This is a genomic window from Marinobacter sp. CP1 (assembly GCF_001266795.1).
GTDB lineage: Bacteria > Pseudomonadota > Gammaproteobacteria > Pseudomonadales > Oleiphilaceae > Marinobacter > Marinobacter flavimaris.
Genome location: NZ_CP011929.1, coordinates 4,596,766 through 4,615,500, shown reverse-complemented (window position 1 = coordinate 4,615,500; position 18,735 = coordinate 4,596,766). Strand labels below are relative to the sequence as shown.

General features: G+C 54.2%; 17 protein-coding genes. 10 read left to right on the top strand and 7 right to left on the bottom strand.

Annotation, left to right across the window (positions count from 1 at the left end; all coding sequences use genetic code 11):
• Nucleotides 1-67: 67 nt before the first annotated feature.
• The 7 genes from ACP86_RS21220 to ACP86_RS21190 all read left to right on the top strand — a co-directional run bounded on the left by ACP86_RS21220 (nucleotide 68) and on the right by ACP86_RS21190 (nucleotide 5,596).
• Nucleotides 68-1,276 carry a PP2C family protein-serine/threonine phosphatase gene (locus tag ACP86_RS21220; RefSeq protein WP_053115348.1) on the top strand — a complete coding sequence of 403 codons (1,209 nt, stop codon included), beginning with the start codon at nucleotides 68-70 and terminating at the stop codon, nucleotides 1,274-1,276.
• Nucleotides 1,277-1,290: 14 nt separating this feature from the next.
• The gene (locus ACP86_RS21215) at nucleotides 1,291-1,782 is read left to right on the top strand and encodes an STAS domain-containing protein (protein WP_053115347.1); all 492 of its coding nucleotides are present in this window, start codon (nucleotides 1,291-1,293) and stop codon (nucleotides 1,780-1,782) included.
• Between the two features lie 60 nt (nucleotides 1,783-1,842).
• Complete coding sequence (locus ACP86_RS21210; RefSeq protein WP_008171642.1) at nucleotides 1,843-2,910, top strand: NAD(P)H-dependent glycerol-3-phosphate dehydrogenase; 1,068 nt, start codon at nucleotides 1,843-1,845, stop codon at nucleotides 2,908-2,910.
• A gap of 42 nt (nucleotides 2,911-2,952) precedes the next feature.
• Nucleotides 2,953-3,402 carry a SixA phosphatase family protein gene (locus ACP86_RS21205; protein WP_053115346.1) on the top strand — a complete coding sequence of 150 codons (450 nt, stop codon included), beginning with the start codon at nucleotides 2,953-2,955 and terminating at the stop codon, nucleotides 3,400-3,402.
• Between the two features lie 45 nt (nucleotides 3,403-3,447).
• On the top strand, nucleotides 3,448-4,344 hold the full coding sequence (locus ACP86_RS21200) for a radical SAM protein (protein ID WP_053115345.1): 897 nt from the start codon (nucleotides 3,448-3,450) through the stop codon (nucleotides 4,342-4,344).
• Between the two features lie 24 nt (nucleotides 4,345-4,368).
• On the top strand, nucleotides 4,369-4,935 hold the full coding sequence (locus ACP86_RS21195) for a DUF1285 domain-containing protein (RefSeq protein WP_008171634.1): 567 nt from the start codon (nucleotides 4,369-4,371) through the stop codon (nucleotides 4,933-4,935).
• 199 nt (nucleotides 4,936-5,134) lie between these two features.
• Entirely contained in the window at nucleotides 5,135-5,596 is a 462-nt protein-coding gene (locus ACP86_RS21190) for an FKBP-type peptidyl-prolyl cis-trans isomerase (protein WP_008171631.1), read from the top strand.
• Between the two features lie 100 nt (nucleotides 5,597-5,696).
• Here the strand turns inward: ACP86_RS21190 and ACP86_RS21185 are convergent, their stop codons facing one another.
• Complete coding sequence (locus tag ACP86_RS21185) at nucleotides 5,697-7,349, bottom strand: electron transfer flavoprotein-ubiquinone oxidoreductase (protein ID WP_053115588.1); 1,653 nt, start codon at nucleotides 7,347-7,349, stop codon at nucleotides 5,697-5,699.
• Nucleotides 7,350-7,767: 418 nt separating this feature from the next.
• On the opposite strand from ACP86_RS21185, the gene ACP86_RS21180 reads away from it, so the two are divergent.
• Nucleotides 7,768-8,517 carry an electron transfer flavoprotein subunit beta/FixA family protein gene (locus ACP86_RS21180; protein WP_008171627.1) on the top strand — a complete coding sequence of 250 codons (750 nt, stop codon included), beginning with the start codon at nucleotides 7,768-7,770 and terminating at the stop codon, nucleotides 8,515-8,517.
• The gene (locus tag ACP86_RS21175; RefSeq protein ID WP_053115344.1) at nucleotides 8,518-9,459 is read left to right on the top strand and encodes an electron transfer flavoprotein subunit alpha/FixB family protein; all 942 of its coding nucleotides are present in this window, start codon (nucleotides 8,518-8,520) and stop codon (nucleotides 9,457-9,459) included.
• 465 nt (nucleotides 9,460-9,924) lie between these two features.
• Here ACP86_RS21175 and ACP86_RS21170 read toward each other — a convergent pair whose 3' ends face one another.
• Nucleotides 9,925-10,374, bottom strand: coding sequence for a hypothetical protein (locus ACP86_RS21170; RefSeq protein WP_053114178.1), 450 nt, complete (start codon nucleotides 10,372-10,374; stop codon nucleotides 9,925-9,927).
• Between the two features lie 324 nt (nucleotides 10,375-10,698).
• Nucleotides 10,699-11,106, bottom strand: coding sequence for a hypothetical protein (locus ACP86_RS21165; protein WP_144422722.1), 408 nt, complete (start codon nucleotides 11,104-11,106; stop codon nucleotides 10,699-10,701).
• Nucleotides 11,107-11,725: 619 nt separating this feature from the next.
• Between ACP86_RS21165 and ACP86_RS21160 the strand changes: the two genes are divergently transcribed.
• Nucleotides 11,726-12,283 carry a porin family protein gene (locus ACP86_RS21160; RefSeq protein ID WP_082220562.1) on the top strand — a complete coding sequence of 186 codons (558 nt, stop codon included), beginning with the start codon at nucleotides 11,726-11,728 and terminating at the stop codon, nucleotides 12,281-12,283.
• A gap of 565 nt (nucleotides 12,284-12,848) precedes the next feature.
• Here the strand turns inward: ACP86_RS21160 and ACP86_RS21155 are convergent.
• The 4 genes from ACP86_RS21155 to ACP86_RS21140 are packed head-to-tail and all read right to left on the bottom strand — an operon-like array spanning nucleotide 12,849 to nucleotide 18,735.
• Nucleotides 12,849-15,023, bottom strand: coding sequence for an AAA family ATPase (locus tag ACP86_RS21155; protein ID WP_053115343.1), 2,175 nt, complete (start codon nucleotides 15,021-15,023; stop codon nucleotides 12,849-12,851).
• A complete protein-coding gene (locus ACP86_RS21150) occupies nucleotides 15,016-15,456 on the bottom strand; it encodes a VPA1267 family protein (RefSeq protein ID WP_053114184.1) in 441 nt (146 codons plus the stop codon). The genes ACP86_RS21155 and ACP86_RS21150 overlap by 8 nt, the downstream gene beginning before the upstream one ends.
• A complete protein-coding gene (gmtX, locus tag ACP86_RS21145; protein ID WP_053114187.1) occupies nucleotides 15,449-16,117 on the bottom strand; it encodes a gamma-mobile-trio protein GmtX in 669 nt (222 codons plus the stop codon). Before gmtX ends, ACP86_RS21150 begins: the two co-directional genes overlap by 8 nt.
• Nucleotides 16,114-18,735, bottom strand: a complete 2,622-nt coding sequence (locus tag ACP86_RS21140) for a VPA1269 family protein (RefSeq protein WP_053114189.1) — start codon at nucleotides 18,733-18,735, stop codon at nucleotides 16,114-16,116. The genes gmtX and ACP86_RS21140 overlap by 4 nt, the downstream gene beginning before the upstream one ends.

Sequence of the window (18,735 nt, the reverse complement as noted above, 5' to 3'; positions counted from 1 at the left end):
GGGCGTGCCAGAATAGGCTTAATCAAGCCAATTTATCGTTTATCGCTGGTAGTTTAGGGCAGTCGCCATGACCTCGCGCACCGAGCGCATACTTATAATAGACGCCGATGAAAAGGCCCGTACGGATCTCGCCCGTTACCTTGAAGCGAGGGGGTTCTACGTAACCGGCTACCGGGATCTCGCCAGCGCCAAGGCGCTTTTTGACGATAACATTCCCGATGTCATCTTTGCAGACCTGCCTCCGGAGTCCATCCGGGATCTCGCCAATCGCCTGGAAGAAGCCGAAACATTCACGTCGATCGTCGCCTGTTCGTCCAGCGAGTCCAGCGCCGATGTGGTCAGCGCCCTCAGGGCCGGGGCGGCGGATTTTGTCCTCAAACCCTGCAACGACGACAAGGGCGCACTGGACGACGTTATCGGGAAATTGTTCGACCGGGTCCGGGTCAACCGGCTGAATCAGCTTTACCGGCAGGAGCTTGAAGAGGCAAATCGTGACCTGCGGGACGGCATCGCCGAGCTGCGGGCAGACCAGCGTGCCGGCCGAAAGGTCCAGTTACGGATGCTTCCGGAGCACGAACAGGTGATGAGTGGCCTGCACGTGGACCACATGATCAAGCCATCGCTCTACCTGAGCGGTGATTTTCTGGATTACTTCCGTATTTCCGACGACAAGGTTCTGGTGTACATCGCCGATGTCTCCGGCCATGGCGCCAGTTCCGCGTTTGTAACCGTATTGCTGAAGAACCTGACCAACCGCTTGCAGCGAAACCTTCGCCGGGGGTCCAGTGAAGATATCCTGTACCCGGACCGATTCCTGGAACGCATCAATTCCGAGTTGCTGGATACCGGCCTCGGTAAACACGTAACCGTATTCGTTGGCATTATTTCCCTGAGCGAACGTAAATTGAATTATGCAGTCGGCGCCCATTTCCCGATGCCTATCCTGTCCTTTGAGGGTGGGGAGGCTGCGTTTCTCGAGGGAAGCGGGCTTCCGGTAGGGCTGTTTGAGACGCCGGAATGGGAAGTGTATGAGGTTCCCCTGAACAAACCGTTTCATCTGACCCTGTTTTCGGATGGAATTCTGGAAGTTATCCGGGAAAAGGGACTGGATGAAAAGGAGCGGACACTACTTGAACTCGTATCGGGAGGTCGTCACACTATCGCCTCTCTGAACGAGGCTCTGCATCTGGAACAGATCACAGAGCTGCCGGACGATATCGCTATCGTATCGGTAACTGATACCATGAACGGATCAGATAACACCCCGTCGAATTAGTGGCAGTGTGAAACATGGCTGGTTACAAGATCCTGCAAGCTGAAAAACAGGGCATCTATGTCCTGAAGTTTATTGGGGAAATCCGGCTGAACCTGTGTTCGACGCTGGACAATCTGGTTGAGTCCATCACCCAGGACCCGGAGTTCAAGACCGTGGTGATCGACCTGACCGAGACCGAGATTATCGACAGCACCACACTCGGACTGCTTGCCAAGATCGCGATGGCGGCCCAGAAACAGAGCAACTTCCTGCCCACACTTATTTCGACCAATCCCGATATTACCCGCATTATCACTTCCATGGGTTTCGACAAGATCTTTATTATTGTGCGAGAACCCGCGTCCCGAATTGAAGAGCTTGAAGAGATTCCCTTACTCAGGGCCAGCGAACAACAGGTTCGAGACAAGGTTCTTGATGCCCATAAAGTGCTGATGGGCCTGAACAGCCGAAACAGGGAAGAATTCAAGAATCTGGTGCGCGCTCTGGAATGTGAAGAGCCCGGTTAACTGCGCCGCCCTGGTGCGACATTGCCGGTATCACACCTGATCTGACAGAACGGAAGAACTATGTCTGAACAATCGACGCCCCGGAACACTGAGGCAGCCGCGCCAGTACATGATGTGGCGGTTCTGGGCGGTGGCAGTTTTGGTACTGCCATGGCCAAGGTGCTGGGTGAAAACGGTCACCGTGTTCATTTCTGGATGCGTGGCAAAGCCCAGGCCGAAGAGATCCGCAGCACCCGAATCAATAGCCGCTACATGCCAGGCATTGAGCTGACCGGTGACATTCAGCCCACCACAGACCTGGCGGACGCTGTCAGCAAGGCCGAGATCGTCTTTGTTGCCATTCCGAGCAAAGCCTTTCGGGCCGTTATCCGCGAGAACAGCGACAAATTCCGCGACGAGCAAATTGTCATCAGCCTCACCAAGGGGATTGAAGAGCACGGCTTCAAACTGATGAGCGAGATTCTGCAGGAAGAGATCCCTCGTTGTCGTACTGGCGTGCTCAGTGGCCCCAACCTGGCTGGTGAAATCGTAAACCGGGATCTGACCGCCACTGTTATTGCCGCCAAGGATCCGGATGTACGCCGCTCGGTTCAGGACCTCCTTGGGTGCGAGTATTTTCGCGTTTACGCGAACGTGGATGTGTATGGCGTGGAACTCGCCGGGGCACTGAAGAACATCTATGCGATTGTTGCGGGTCTTGCCTCCGCCCTGGAAATGGGTGAGAACGCCAAGGCCATGCTGATTACCCGCGGTCTTGCAGAGATGAGCCGGTTTGCCGTCAGCCTCGGCGCCAACCCAATGACATTCATGGGGCTGGCGGGTGTCGGTGATCTGATCGTGACCTGCACCTCATCCAAGAGCCGGAACTTTCGAGTGGGTTATGCCGTTGGCCAGGGCCAGAAACTGGACGATGCCGTGGCGGAGCTCGGGCAGGTGGCCGAAGGTATCTATACCCTGAAGCTCGTCAAGCAGAAAGCCGAGGCCATCGGGATCTACATGCCACTGGTTCGTGGGCTTTACGAGATCCTCTATGACAACGCTTCAATCAAGGCGGTCATCAATAGCCTCATGATGTCGGTCCAGAATTCCGACGTAGAATTTATACTGCCGCGGACCATCAGCCAGTAACAGGCCCGCTGAACCGGGACCAGGCCGGAAAGGAGAGAGCCCTTGCAACTGCTCATCATGCGCCATGGGGAAGCTGGCTGGCATACGCTGGATCAGGAACGTGAACTGACAGAGGCCGGCCGGCTTGGCGTGGCTGAGGTTGCCGCTCGCATCGCGGAGTCGCCCTGGCGACCGAAGCTGGTCTGGAGCAGCCCCTATGTGCGGGCCAGGCAAACGGCGGCGATCGTTTCCGAAATTCTCAATTGTCCCGTTGAAGAAAAGATGTTTATCACTCCGGACGACGACCCGGCAGCCTGCCTTGATGCATTGATTGAGCATCACGAATCACCCCTGTTGATCGTTTCCCACATGCCCCTGGTGGGAGGGCTTGCCACGCTTCTGGTTGACGCACACCGCCGGGGCATTCCGTTCATGACCTCCCAGGCCGTCATGCTGGATATGCCAGTAGTCGGTCCCGGTTGCGCTGACTTGAAAGCCCAGTTTCTGCCCTGATATCGCCAGTAAGTAATTTCTGAATCCTCAAATCCGAGCCCGACTATGTACAGCTTTCCAATCGACTACGTGGAGCCGGTCTTCCGGCCTCCCAGTGAAGCCAAGTCACTGATCCTGCCGGTCACCAACGGCTGCTCCTGGAACAAGTGCACGTTTTGCGAGATGTATACGCAGCCGCAAAAGAAATTCCGGGCCCGCAAGCCTGAAGATGTGCTCCAGGACATCCGTAATGCGGCTCGCAGCCTGGGTGGCGTGCGCCGAGTTTTTCTTGCAGACGGTGATGCCATGGTATTGCCGACCCGTCGCCTGTTGGAAATACTGGGTCAGCTCAGGGAGGCTTTTCCGGATCTTCAGCGGGTTTCCAGCTACTGTCTGCCCCGCAACCTCGCGAAAAAGACCGTGGAAGAACTGGCTCAACTGAAGGATGCAGGCCTTGAAATTCTCTATGTCGGTATGGAATCCGGCGATGATGAAATCCTGCGCCGGGTCAACAAGGGCGAAACCTGGGAATCCACCCGCTCGGCACTGCTGAAAATCCGTGAAGCGGGCCTGACGAGCTCTGTCATGGTGCTGAATGGGCTGGGCGGAGAAAACCTTTCGCGCCAGCACGCTATCAATACCGCAACGCTCTGCAACGAGACACAGCCGGATTATCTTTCCACCCTCGTGGTCAGTTTCCCTCAGGGAGAAGAACGTTTCCGGGAGGGCTTCGGAGACGATTTCGTGCCGCTGTCCCAAAAAGGGCTCTTTGAAGAGATACGCCTCTTCCTGAAGCATCTTGAGCTGGATAAGACCATCTTCCGCAGTGATCACGCTTCAAATTACCTCGTGCTGAAAGGCACGCTGGGCCGTGACAAGCAGAAAATGCTGGACCAGGTAAACCTCGCCATTACCAACCCCGGTGCAGCACCGTTGCGCGCGGAGTGGATGCGCGGGTTGTAATTCAGATGGCCGGGAGCCACCGTTATGAGCATGAATCCGGATAATCTTGCAAAGCAGGTGGAGGAAACCGTGAAGAAGGTCGGGAATCCACCCATTGATCAGTGGGACCCCGAGCTTTCCGGGGATATGGATCTTCGCATCAGCCGCGATGGTCAGTGGATCTTCAAAGGCGAGCCGCTGGCCCGAGAAGCAATTGTACGTCTGTTTTCCACCATTCTCCGCCGGGAAAGCGACGGCGAATACTACCTGGTGACGCCCGTTGAAAAGTGGCGCATCCAAGTCGAGGATGCGCCGTTGCTCGCCCATTCCCTGACCGTGACTGGAGAGAGCGACCGTCAGGTCATTTCCCTGACCACCAATGTCGGCGAAACCCTTGAGATCGGCCAGGACCATCCACTGGAAGTGACCACCTATCCGGGCTCCGATGAGCCAAGACCCGTGGTAAAGGTTCGCCATGGGGTCGAAGCGCGACTGGTAACCGCAGCCTATTACGACCTGGCGGAGCATGTTGTGGAACGGAATGAAGACGGACACCCGGTTCTCGGGGTATTCAGCCACGGAATTTTCTACAAAATCGGGCAGGGTGGTTGAAAACCCGTACCGCGGCCCCAGAATTACGGTAGAAAACGCATTAGCTCAGTTGTTAAACTGTGTTTTCATACTTGTTATGAGCCTGGCTCTCTAACGAGGCCCGGTGGTCGTTAGTCCCTCTGTTCAGTCTGGCTGTTCACGATCACTTTCGATTGCCTAAATCAATTAAACAGTCATTGCGGACACGCAAGGAGATCACATGGCCCAACCTCGTGTTGTCACCATCCATTACACGCTCACCAACGATCAGGGAGAGCAGCTTGATTCCTCCCGTGTAGAAGGTCGTGAGCCTCTGTCTTATCTGGAAGGTGCACAGAACATTATCGGTGGACTGGAAAGTGCACTGAACGAAAAGAACGCAGGCGATCAGGTTAAGGTTTCTGTAGAACCTGCTGAAGGCTACGGCGAAGTTAACGAAGAGCTGATCCAGCCGGTTCCGCGTTCTGCATTTGAAGGCGTCGATACCATCGAGCCGGGCATGCAGTTCCAGGCGCAGACCCCGGGCGGCCCCCAGGTCGTTCGTGTGGTAGAAGTTGGCGACGAAACCGTCACCATCGACGCCAACCATCCGCTCGCTGGCCAGACTCTGCACTTCGACGTAGAAGTGGTAGAAGCTCGCGACGCGACTGACGAAGAGCAAGAGCACGGCCACGCTCACTAAGCTTTTCTGAAGCGCAACGAAAAACGGTTCCCTCGGGAGCCGTTTTTTTATGCCAAAAAAAAACGGCCCGCGAGGGGCCGTTTTCTACCGGAATCCGGACTTACATGTTCGGATAATTCGGGCCACCGCCCCCTTCCGGAGTTACCCAGTTAATGTTCTGTGCAGGATCCTTGATGTCGCAGGTCTTGCAGTGAACACAGTTCTGGGCGTTGATCTGGAAGCGCTTTCCGCCGCCATCGTCTTTCTCGACAACTTCATAAACACCAGCCGGGCAGTAGCGCTGCGCAGGCTCATCGTATTTAGGCAGGTTGTCGCGGATCGGAAGTTCCGGATCGGTCAGTTTAAGGTGAACCGGCTGATCTTCCTCGTGGTTGGTGTTTGAAATGAACACCGAGGACAGACGATCGAAGGTCAGGGTGTTATCCGGCTTGGGATAGGTCACCTTCTTGCACTCGGCTGCCGGCTTCATGGTGGCATAATCCGGAGTGGTATCGTGGAAGGTAATCGGCAGGCTGCCGCGCAGGATGTTCTGCTCAAAGTAGGCGATGGCGCCACCGACTATATTGCCGAACTTGTGCATCGCCGGGCCGAAGTTACGCTCTGCGTATAGCTCCTTGAACAGCCAGCTGTCTTCAAATTTCTTCTGGAAGCTGCTGATCTCTTCGCCGCTCTTGCCGTCCTTCAGCGCTTCGAAAACTGCCTCGGCGCCCAACATGCCGGACTTCATGGCGGTGTGGGAGCCCTTGATCTTGGAACCGTTCAGCGTGCCCGCATCACAGCCCAGCAGGAGACCACCCGGGAAGCTCATCTTGGGCAGAGCGTTGTAGCCACCCTTGGTAATTGCACGGGCGCCGTAGGAAACGCGCTTGCCGCCTTCCAGGTGTTTCTTGATTTCCGGATGCAGCTTCAGCCGCTGAAATTCCTCAAACGGGCTCAGATGCGGGTTGCTGTAAGACAGATCGGTGATCAAGCCCACATATACCTGGCCATTCTCGAGGTGATACAGGAAAGAGCCACCGGTGGAGCCAGTTTCTTTCAGGGGCCAGCCGGTGGTATGAACTACGAGGCCCGGCTCGTGTTTGGCCGGATCAATATCCCACAGTTCCTTGATACCGATACCGTAGTGCTGCGGGTCTTTGCCTTCATCAAGCTTGAACTCGTTGACCAGGCGCTTGCCCAGGTGACCACGGCAGCCTTCGGTAAACAGGGTGTACTTGGCGCGCAGTTCCATGCCCGGCATGTAGCCGTCTTTTTCGGAACCGTCACGGGCAACGCCCATATCACCGGTGATAATGCCTTTAACCTGACCGTCTTCAACGATGGTCTCGGCGGCGGCAAAACCGGGATAGACCTCAACGCCCAGGCCTTCCGCCTGCTCGGCGAGCCAGCGGCACAGGTTACCCAGGCTGATAATGTAGTTGCCATGGTTGTGCATGTTCTTGGGCACAAACGCATTGGGGATCTTGGTGGCGCTTTCCTGATTTTTCAGCAGGAAAATGTCGTCACGGGTAACCGGCGTGTTCAGCGGAGCGCCTTTCTCTTTCCAGTCCGGGAAGAGTTCGTTGAGGGCAGTGGGCTCGAATACGGTACCGGCCAGAATGTGCGCGCCGATCTCAGAACCTTTCTCTACCACGCATACGGTGAGTTCCTCGCCAGCTTCCTGTGCCAACTGCATGACACGGCACGCTGCCGACAGGCCCGCCGGGCCGCCGCCGACGATCAGAACATCAAATTCCATCGATTCGCGTTCCACGTTGGTCTCCTCAAACATCTTTAATGGATATTATGTGCCCGCAGGCGAGTTTTTCTGGGCCGCCATCATACCGGTAAAAGTGCCTATAGACGACTGCCTCAAGCCGGTTTACCCGACTTGCATAACCAAAAGGATACCGTATTTGAAGAATCAAACAAACGTTTGTTTGAAATTCGGCCCTTCCTTTGGCATTGTAAGAGCACACTGAAACATGGTGTGTTTTGAGTCGAAATCTAGTATCGTCTCATTGCCTTTCCCGGTCAATACCGGGGAATTGGCTGAAAGTTCAGTCCTGGCGCGTCGTTTGAGGCTATTGATTCTGCTGAGTGTTGCCTCCATTATTAGTGCGCATTGAATTTCGGCAGGCTCTACGCGAGGACTGCAAGTCATAAACCCATCGTAGAAGAACGAGGAATCTATGAAGGTTCTGGTCGCTGTAAAACGAGTAATCGACTACAACGTAAAGGTGCGCGTCAAGCCGGACAACACCGGTGTTGACCTCGCCAACGTCAAGATGGCAATGAACCCGTTCTGCGAAATCGCGGTTGAAGAAGCCGTTCGCCTGAAAGAGAAGGGTGTTGCCAGTGAAATCGTGGTGGTATCCATTGGCCCGAAAGCCTCCCAGGAGCAGATCCGTACTGCACTGGCGCTGGGTGCGGACCGTGGTATCCACGTCGAAACCGACGAGGAGGTTCAGTCTCTCGAAGCGGCCAAGCTGCTCAAGGCTGTTGTTGAGAAAGAAGAGCCGAAGCTGGTCATTCTTGGCAAGCAGTCCATCGATTCCGATAACAACCAGACCGGCCAGATGCTGGCCGCGCTGACCGGCATGGGTCAGGGCACTTTCGCTTCCGAAGTGGTTGTTGAGGGCGATAAGGTTAACGTAACCCGTGAGGTAGACGGTGGTCTGATGACCGTTGCCCTGAACCTGCCTGCGGTTGTCACTACCGACCTGCGTCTGAACGAGCCGCGCTACGCTTCTCTGCCGAACATCATGAAGGCCAAGAAGAAGCCGCTGGACAACATGAGCCCGGCCGATCTGGGTGTCGACATCGCTCCGCGCCTTTCCACCCTGAAGGTTGAAGCGCCTGCTTCCCGTCAGGCGGGTGTGAAAGTGGCCGACGTTGCCGAGCTGGTCGATAAACTGAAGAACGAAGCGAAGGTGATCTAAATGAGCATCCTTGTAATTGCTGAACATGACAACAGCAGCCTGAAACAGGCTACCCTGAATGTTGTAGCGGCTGCCAAGGCCATCGGCGGAGACATCGACGTACTGGTTGCCGGTGAGAACTGTGGTGCCGTTGCTGAAGCAGCTGCCAAGGCCGAAGGCGTTAACAAGGTACTGGTTGCCGATAACGCTGCTTATGGTCACTTCCTGGGCGAGAACCTGGGTGAGCTGGTTGCCGAAGTAGGCAAGGGCTACAGCCACATCCTGGCCGCCGCTGGCACCGTGGGCAAAGACTTCATGCCGCGCGTTGCTGCACTGCTGGACGTTGCCCAGGTTTCCGACATTATGCGTGTTGAGTCCGAAGACACCTTCGTTCGCCCGATCTACGCGGGTAACGCCATTGCCACTGTGAAATCCAGTGACAGCATCAAGGTGGTTACGGTTCGTCCCACGGCCTTTGATCCGGTTGCTGGTGAAGGTGGCTCCGCTGCCGTCGAACAGCTGGACGTTGTTAAAGACGCCGGTTTGTCCCAGTTCGTAAACGAAGAGCTGGCCAAATCCGATCGTCCTGATCTGGCAAGCGCCGGTATCGTTGTTTCCGGTGGTCGCGGCATGCAGAACGGCGACAACTTCAAGATGCTGGAGCAGGTAGCGGATCTGATGGGTGCCGCTGTTGGCGCATCCCGTGCTGCTGTTGACGCCGGTTTCGTACCGAACGACATGCAGGTTGGCCAGACCGGTAAGATTGTTGCTCCGCAGCTGTACATCGCCGTGGGCATTTCCGGTGCCATCCAGCACCTAGCCGGTATGTCTGACTCCAAGGTGATCGTTGCGATCAACAAGGACGAAGAAGCGCCGATCTTCCAGGTTGCCGATTACGGCCTGGTAGCGGACCTGTTCGAAGCAGTTCCGCAACTTGAGGAAGAGCTGAAGAAAGTTATGTAACTTTCTGTCATGCTTGAAAAAAGGCACCGCGAGGGAGTATATAGTGAATTTTGTGTACTTCTGTCGGTGAGTGAGTGAATGCCCCATGAGCAAAGGCTTTTGGGGCATTTTTCATTTTTACACGGTGTGTAATTTGGTGTGTAAAAATAGGAGCGCTTGCTCCAAGGGCTCTGCCCTCTCGCCGCAAGCGGCGATTCACCCGAGGTATTTCACGACCAGCGATGTGATCGAGTGAGAGCACAGATACAGATAACTTCCTCGGGGATGCTTAAAAGTGAGTAATGGTCGTACCACCATACTCATACTGTAGCTGGAGATTGCCACAATAAATTGGCCGCCCGTAGCTCTGATCGCAAAGCGGACATTCTGTTTTGGCAATAATGCAGACAGTATGCGCGGTTTTGGAATGGAGGCGAAGCCGCAACGTAAAGCCGTCGCCGTGCCTGCGATGGTTATGGGACATGCCTATTTTAGCTGGAAATTACAGTCGAAATTCGTAGACCGCGCCTTTACTCCGCTTCTTGGCGCTCCATAGCCGCCGTATGCGTTGACTTGAGACCCAACAACTTTCTGCATTCCAATATGTATTGCATACGTCCAAACCCCCGCGGCATTTCCATTATTTCCGGGGGCTTCTACAACAATTACTAATCCAGGATTTTGCGCAAGGACATAACCCATTTTTTCATCAATACGGATTTGGTCAGGAGGAGTAAACGTGAATTTCCACGTAGACCCAAACTTTTCCGCTGTCGTCCAAACTCCGCCCGATTGGTCTTCACGAAAATCTGTTGCGTCGCGATATCCATGCGTATTCACATCTTTGCATATCGCCTCGAATGCCGGATTTTGGCCTTGCCCGAAAGCAAATGTCCCGGTGGCCGTGAGAACCAGTCCAACGATCAATGTTCTCATACCTATTTCCTCGGCATTGGCCTGTCGTAATCAAATAACGCAAACAGCAGGGGCGCGACGAAAGGAGCGTCCCTTGCCCGTATCTGTTATGCCTAGCTCTCAGGCAGCTCCCGGATAGCTCGCCGAATGTCTGATTCCGCATCATCCAATTCACGGATAGCTCGATCGATATCTGAGCTTCCTTCACCTGACCGGTTCCTCGCGCTCTGAAGAGCAGAAATTGCGTCTTCAACTGCACTCAGGGCTCTTTTCATCCGTCCTTTCGTGTCCATTTACCTCCCCCCTCGTAACAATATGAACTACTTACCGAACTGACAAGGTGTGTTAGGCGACTCCGTAGGCCAAGCTCACCACCAGAAGCGCTGCCTGAATTACTAGCAGAACTAAGCAGCTGTTCTCTGACAAATTCGACAGCCGGTACTGCAACAGAGAATGTTTTATGTCCTTTTCTCGCTGCTCATCAGTGAGCTTTTCCGGATCCCCAGACATTACATTGCCGATACGGAAATACATCTTCTTCATTGCAAGATAGTTATATGTCAACAACGCAATTGATAGTAGAGCAAGCACGACCACAATGACCTTGATCTTCGAAAGATCATCGGCAGAAACCAAGGTGGCCGCTGCGAGAATCAATCCATTCACAGTAAGAAGGGCGTTCCACAAACCATAGCTTGCCTGGAGGTAGCGTTCGATTACTTGTTCTCGTCGAGCTTCGTGCTGATCCTGCATACACGCTTGCCTAACAGCTTGTTTTGTCTGAATTCGCACTAAACCCAGTCGGCTCCTTTATTCTAGATCTGAATCGCAGTGCAAATTTTCAGTCCAGTTCAAAGGGATACTAGCTGCCTTTCCACTATTCTGCGAACCCGGGCTCTGTCAAAAGATTGCACGCGGCTTATCTGTGCACATTTCTGCAATTAAAATCCAGGGGGCTGAAAAAGCTCTTCGCTAAAACAATGAGCCACAAGGATTCCTTGTGAAAAGTGCACAGCACCGTGCAAATTAAACCGCGAGCATTTTGCGGATTTGAGGTGCTTTCATTATATGCCCATAAATTCTACAGGCACCTATGCCGACCAAAAGCCCTCACAGAAACTCAGCTTTAGACCAATTGGTTTGCTCCAGACAGGATGGATTTCTTAGGTTTGAGCCAGGAGAACGGGCGTGAATTGAGAGCAAGGCGAATGTTCGCTTTTGTTTAAGGTATTGCCTGGGATGCGGGACGGTCGCAAAGCGAATGAACTGGACATACTCTTAGCAATTAAGTATGAAGCAGTGGCCAACTCGGCCTCACTTTGCGTAAGGTTATCGTGGAGATTAAATTCATAGAAATGCAGTAGGATCAAAAATGAGAAAAACATTAAGCATGGTAAGCGCACTTTGTCTGGCATCCATTTCAGGGTTGGTCACAGCAGAAGAGATGGGTCAGAAGGCATATGTCGGAGCAAATTATAATTTCGTCACCTATGACGAAGACACTCTGGATGACGAACTGGATTTGGGTGCTCTGTCCGGAAAAGTCGGCGCTAAGATCAATCCGTATGTTTCAGCGGAGCTGCGCGCGGGTTTTGGTGTTGCCGACGAAACAGCCAGTAACGGATCCATATCTGCGAAGCTTGAGCTGGACTACATCGTCGGGGGATATGCCCTGTTTGGTATCCCCAACGAAACTCAAATCTACCCCTACGTGGCACTGGGCTTCACGAAGGGTGAACTGACTGCGACGATCTCCGGCCCTGGTGGCAGCGTCTCGGCATCGGAATCCGAATCAGACCTATCTTACGGCGTCGGTGCCAATGTGGCTTTGACTGACAACGTCGTTTTGAACGCAGAATACATGCAATACATCGATAAAGATGAGTATGAAGTTTCTGGAATATCCATTGGTGGATCATACCTATTCTGATTACTCAGCCCCGGGGGCTCTATCTCCGGGGCTCCGATCTTCTCGCCAGATTTGATTAGAATTACTCACCTAGACGGTCTGCTCGACACTTGGAATCTCAATACGAATGCTCACAATCGCTTTAGAGATCGATTCATTGCAGAACCCCGGCTTGCCCTAAATCCCCTCAGCCGCTCCGGTCACACCAACTGTATAGACCACTTTTTACCTTACTTGTGCGATGGCAACGAAAAGATCTTCTCGTATAGTAAATCGCGGATTTGGTTAAAGTGCCACTGTGACCTGCTCCCCTTAGAACTAACCGTTATTCACTGAGTAATTTTCATCATTAACCCTTATTCCCCGCACTGGGTGCGCCCGTAGTTGCAAAAATCGGGCTTCGGCGGAAAGTAAGTTTGTTTGATTTTCTGGGGCTGGTGCGGGTCGACGCGAATGTTCACTTTTGTTTAACTAAACAACTGAGCTGAACCTGAGGTATTTGACGACCAGCGATGATCGTTTAAGATAAAGTTGCGGTACAGGGAGAGGTCCCGATGGCCGCGACCGGCGATGCGGGGGCGTGCCATTAATGGCTAACCCCCGAATCCCTCTCTTCCAGCAACTCCCTCAAGAAGCTCGCCCGCCTGGTGGCATTGCTTACCGATTTTACGATGGACGCAAAATCACTAGCCTGCCCGACAATGTGTATCTCTGCCTCGGCACGGGTAATCGCCGTGTAGAGCCACGCACGGTCTGAGATTCGCCCCTTCTGGACTGCCACGATGATTCTCGGGAACTGGCTTCCTTGAGCCTTATGGAGCGTGATTCCGTAGCCAAGCTCCATGCAATCGAAGACTTCATCCGTAATTGAAATGTCTTCGCCGGTATCCAGGGTCACGACACCAAAGGTTTCCTGGCCATCCTGAGTGTCGCGCTCTGTTGAGGATAAGGTGCCAAGAGACCCATTCTGAATGCCGATGGTGTAGTTGTTCCTGGTGAAGAGGATCGGGTCGCCCACTCTCATATCGAGGAAGAATTCATCGCCATGCAGTCTAAACTGCAAGCGCTCCCCATCCGGATTGATCAGCCTTTGGCACTGACGGTTCACCTCCCCAACGAGAACCTTGGTGGCTCCGATGATCTGGGTGTTATAGGGTGACTCCGCGTACAAGGATTTGCACTTATCGACCACCTGCTGCGGAGGCGTCTCGTGGAACGTGATTGCGCCAACCGATAGCGATGGAGGCACCTCGCCCCGATTGATGGTCGCCGAGTATTCCGGGATGCCCGTTGAGCCTTCTTGGCGTTTGACGATGTTCAACTCAACTGTAGCGATTGCGCCGGATTCAACGATGTCTGAGAGCACTTTGCCACAGCCGATGGCTGGTAGCTGGTTCGGATCGCCGGTCAGGATGATGCGTACCGAAGGATCGAGGTGCGTTACGATCCGATACATGGTCGGCAGGTCGATCATACTGGCTTCGTCGATGACCAGGAGATGCTGCGCCTGTTCTAGTGACGGCGAGATCGGCTCTTCCCGCAACAGGCGAGCAATTGTCATGGTGAAGAATCCGATGCTTTCGTGCAGTCGCATGGCTGCTCGCCCCGACAGAGCGACGGCATGAACCTTATAGCCTAGTGCGGCATAGGCTTTGAGCACGGTACGAAGGACCGTGGTTTTACCCGTACCGGCACCACCCGTGATGCAGGACACCGAATTTGTCAGGCTCGACTCGATCGCTCGGAGCTGCTGCTCAGTCAGGTCGTAGGGCAACTCCTGAACGGCTTCGGTGAGCGCCTTGAAGACGGATCCATCTTCATCCTTGATGGCGGCCAAGGCCTTGAGCCGCTTGGCAACGACCGACTCCATCATGATTTGTGCGGTAGGATGGTAGGTGCCGGTTTCTGGCCTGAGAATGAACTGGCCGTTGCGATAACCGCTGGCGAACGCCTCTGCGACCAGGGCTTTATCGCCCAGAAGCTTGATCACCTCGGGCCTGAGCGCCTGATGGGAGGCGTAGGTGTGCCCCTTTTCTACCTCTTTTCGTATCGCGCTTTCTAAAGCAGCGGTGAGCCGCACCGGTGCCGATTTCTCCATGCCCATCTGTTCAGCGATGGCATCGATATCGGGAAAAGACATCCCGAATCCGAGCAATGCGTAAGGATTGCTCTTGAGTATCTCAACGGTGCGATTATCGTGGTATTTCAGGATGCGTTGCTGAATGCTCAGCGGCACTCCCAGAGAAGCCAGCCAGTTCGCATGCGCAAGGTTTTTGTACTTGGCGTAGCCCTTGTATAGCGCGGCTACCGAAACCTCGCTGAGAACCTCGCTGAGACGGCCTCTGTGCTCGGAGGTGTCGGACTGGAGCATGGGGTGCAGATCGCTGCCAAAAGCGTCCCAGAGGGCTCGTGCTTTGGCCTCACCGATACCGGTGAACTCCTTTTCATTGGCAATAAAGCGGATCAGCGTCTCACCCGTTTCCGGCAGCGTGCACTCCATCTCAGCTGGGGCGTCATACAAATGCTGCTGAAGCTCATAATCGCCTGCCTGAACGTTCTCCAGCGTCCTCACACCACGCACCCGCCATTGCTGGCCAACGGACGGCTTGATAGGCAGGGACTGGTCTTCGCATCGGATGCTGACGATGTATTTGCCCGAATTGATTTTGTAACTGTCGGCTTTAAGGGGAATGCCCGTGAAGATCGTGTATTTATAGCCGCTATGCTGGCAGCTGGTGACACGGAAATACTCTTCACGCATCGGGCGCGACTCCGAACTCTGTGAGGACTTCGGACAGTTCACCGTAACGTTTTAGCTTGGCTTCGAGGGTTGCCACCCGGGCCTTTAGCTCAATGTTCTCCTGCTCCAGCACTGAGAGCCTTCTCGATTCCCTGGCTCTTTGGTTAACGCTGGGATCATAGCGCTTCGGTTCTGATCGCTGGGCCTGGGCAGTTTCGGTCAGTTCTGGCAGAACACCCCGATCACGCAAGCTCTGCTCCAGATTCTCCAGTGCCGTTTTAATGGCCGGGTTCTGGCGCAACGCGCTCTTTCCGACGCCTATGGCTTTGGCCATTTCGCCACGGTTTAACTGGCCCCGAAAGATGATCTGCTTAAAATCATCATCCGTCTGGGTGGCCGCCCAGCTCTGGAAGGCACTCAGGTTCTGACGTGCTCTTTCCTGACCATTACTCATCCATTTCCCCCAGGATCTTCTTGAGCCCGGTCAGGAAGCCGCGAGGCAGGATTTCCGTACCCAGCTCATCTTTCACTTGGCCCAGTGCGTTCGCTCTAAATCCGAGTTTCTCCAACCATTCCTCGGTGCAGACGGTTTGCAACGCCTTGATCTCGTTTTCCGAACAGATCCCCTTTAACGAGGGCAGCAGCTCCACGCTGGCTTCAGACTGGGGCTCCACATAGGTCGTGGGACGCTTATCAATCACGATCTCGGTTGTGCTCTTGAGCATGTTCGCTTCGCTTCTGTAGCGATCCCGCTCCCGAATGATCTGTCCGAACAGCGCACGCACCGCCGCGTCATCAATGCGCTCCAGCAGTTGGTGGTCCTGGCTCATTCTCTTGGGTGGCCCCACCGGTGGCTTCTTCGTGGTGGTCTTTGCCTTGGCGGCCCACGCTTCGACCAGATCCCGATAATGCTTATTCGCGGTGGCACGAATCGACTGATAGCCCACACCGCCATCTTCCTCGGATACGCGCCCAATGGTGGTGATGGAAAAGTCCCGAGCACCGGAGTCGAAGTAGGCGCTCAACGTTTCGTGGAGCTTATCCAGAGATGCCTTCGTCTTCGCGGTCTTGCGGTCTTTTAGGGTGTCCAGAATCGCATCAACATCGATGTTCATTCGGACACCTCCAAGGCCGGAATCCGCTTCAGAGCGCCTGACGACAGCGTGATCGGGGTGATTTGTTTGACTGCCTCAAATCCGGATTTCAGCAGCCCATCGTTCTCCAGGTACTCTTGCGCTTCGATGTAATTTGTTGCGATTCGGTAGCCTTCCATCCTGTCGTCTGGGTCCGCGATCTTAGCCATCTTTCGAACGAGCGCATTACCCACGATCAACTGTGTGTTTTCGTCCATTTCCAGAAAGACGGGCTTGTACCCGGAGCGGGCCATCATTCGGCTCAAGGCATTGGTGCGCTTGGCAATCGCAGGCGTCTTGCGCAGGTCGTCCTGAAGGTCGGGGTAGAATTCAGCGTCCTCGCAGAGCAAGGACAGGTGAAGCAATTCCGAGTCGGTTTCGATGAATTTCATGCTGACATTGAGGTCTTCCGCAGATCCCACGGCAATCAGCTTTTGACTGTCATCCCCCTCAGTTCGCCCATTCTCGATCTGTACCACTTTGTTGATCAGATTGAAGATGGCGATGTAGTCTTTGGCGTACGCATCTGCCTCCACGCGCTGCTTCTCGTACCGACGCTCCAGCGCCTGAAGTTCGCTGTGCTTGAGAAACGGTTTATCTTCTTCTTCGGCGATGAACATCTCATCCTTCAGAGCCTCTAATTGGCCTTCAATCTCGACGGCCAGTTCAGCCGCCTGGTGCGCTTTGTAGCTGACTTGATTGAACTTGGAATTCAGAGCTGGCAGGTAGGTCGCATCGGTGATGTGCCAGCGACAGCGGGGGCAGTTTTCAGGGCCATGGGGTACCGGGCCATAAACCCTTGAGTGTGCCGACGCAGCATCTTTAATGAGGGGGCCGCCGTTCCAGCAGCCGCCAACGGTGGACAGTTCATCCGAACGCACGGAGTTGCCGCCGACCAGGCATAGACCGGTGGCCCGCTCTTCCCAGCCAATCGGATTCCGGTTCGCCAGCACGGCTTCGACAGAGTTGTATGTATCACCGAGCGACGCAGTGCGAAGCTGGATCTGCCTCATCTCTGCGTCCTCAAGAAAGTTCTTCAGGGACGTTTCCCCGCGTTCAACTAGGGCGGAGTCGGCCTCGCTCATTTTTTCGGCCATCACCGAGGGCGTGATCTTGTTGTAATAGATCGTCATCAACAGCCGGGTATGACCGGCCAGTAGCTTGGAGATCACCGGCAACGGCAGATCGGTGTCCATGGTGTAGCAAGTAATCAACGACACTCGAAGGCTGTGAAGCGGGTATTCCGTTGCCACCTTGGATGATTCTTGACCCTCGTAGTCCTCGTCGTAGTCTTTCACAAACCGGAGACGGTCACCATCCTTCATCCTCAGGCCTGACTGGAACAGTTCTTCTTCCAGTTTCGACAACAGTCGATACCAAGGATTAGCAAAAGAAACGTGGCCAATCGGGAACGCAGAATTTCGGTCCCGAAACAAAAGGGCAAACTCGCCCATTTCTGCTAATTGCTTCTTGGATTTGGTTGCGCCAAGATCGCGACGCGAAAGCTCTGTACCACCGATCAACCGGTTAATCGGGTTGTATTTCTCTTGCCAGTTGCGGAGTTTTTCCAGCCAATACAGCAGTTCTTCGTGCTGCCAGGGGATGGTGTAGCCGCGCTGAGGCTCGTCTTTGTTTTGGTCGGCGGTTTTGTTGGTCGAGACATACAGCCCGGTGGCATAACTCTCCGTCATCGAGTCATAAATGCGCCGGAAGACGCCTTTCTGATAGGGGCGTTTCGGGGTTCCGTACCTGAATGGATGCTTGATGTTCTCGACCCAATGACCGCGCTCGTAGCGCCAGGTATCGCCTTCACCGGAGTCTAGAAGCCGCACCTGGTAAGAACGAAGGGGCAGATGGAGCTTAGTAAATAGAAACATCGCCATCACAGGCGACCAGACCTCATGGATCTCAACTTTCTTATTGTTCCTGTTCACAATCCGTTTACGGGCAATGCAATCCGGATCATCGGGATCAATGACCTCCGGATGTACTTCCATCCACGCCTTATTGCCATCCTGAAGATGATCGATAGCCCACCGCCAGTCCCGGAAATGAAACCCGACCCATGGCGTTTTATTGCCGGGGTCATCGGTTGGATAGGGGCAAAGAATGTGCCTGGCTTGCTGGATATAGCGATACGGTAACGGGCTGTGGGCGGTTTCGGTGTTTGATATATCTCTCTTGATTTTATCGAACGGATTAGAGAACAGGGGCCGCTCGACGCCGTTATCGTCCTCGGCGATCAGATGGTGGTTGAGGATGTAGTCGCAGAATTCGACCGTGCACGAAATGAACTTATAGACCTCTGTATTCACTCCACCGCTAGTCAGAAAGGCCTCAAACTCTTCACTGGATACTTTGTGGCCGCTCGGATGGCCCTTGAACATTGTGGCCACGTCAGCGGCATACGGGGCCTTCGCGTTCAGGTAAAGAAGAAACTTTCTGATACCATCCAAATACACTCTTACGGCTTTGTCTTGCGTTTTTAGCCATTCAACGGCGTACTGCTGCCATTGCAGCCAGTCTTGCCCCAGTTCCTCAGTCACCCACCCCAGCGTCAGATCCGTGGTGTAGCCTTTCCTTCCTGATTTCTTGCTCAT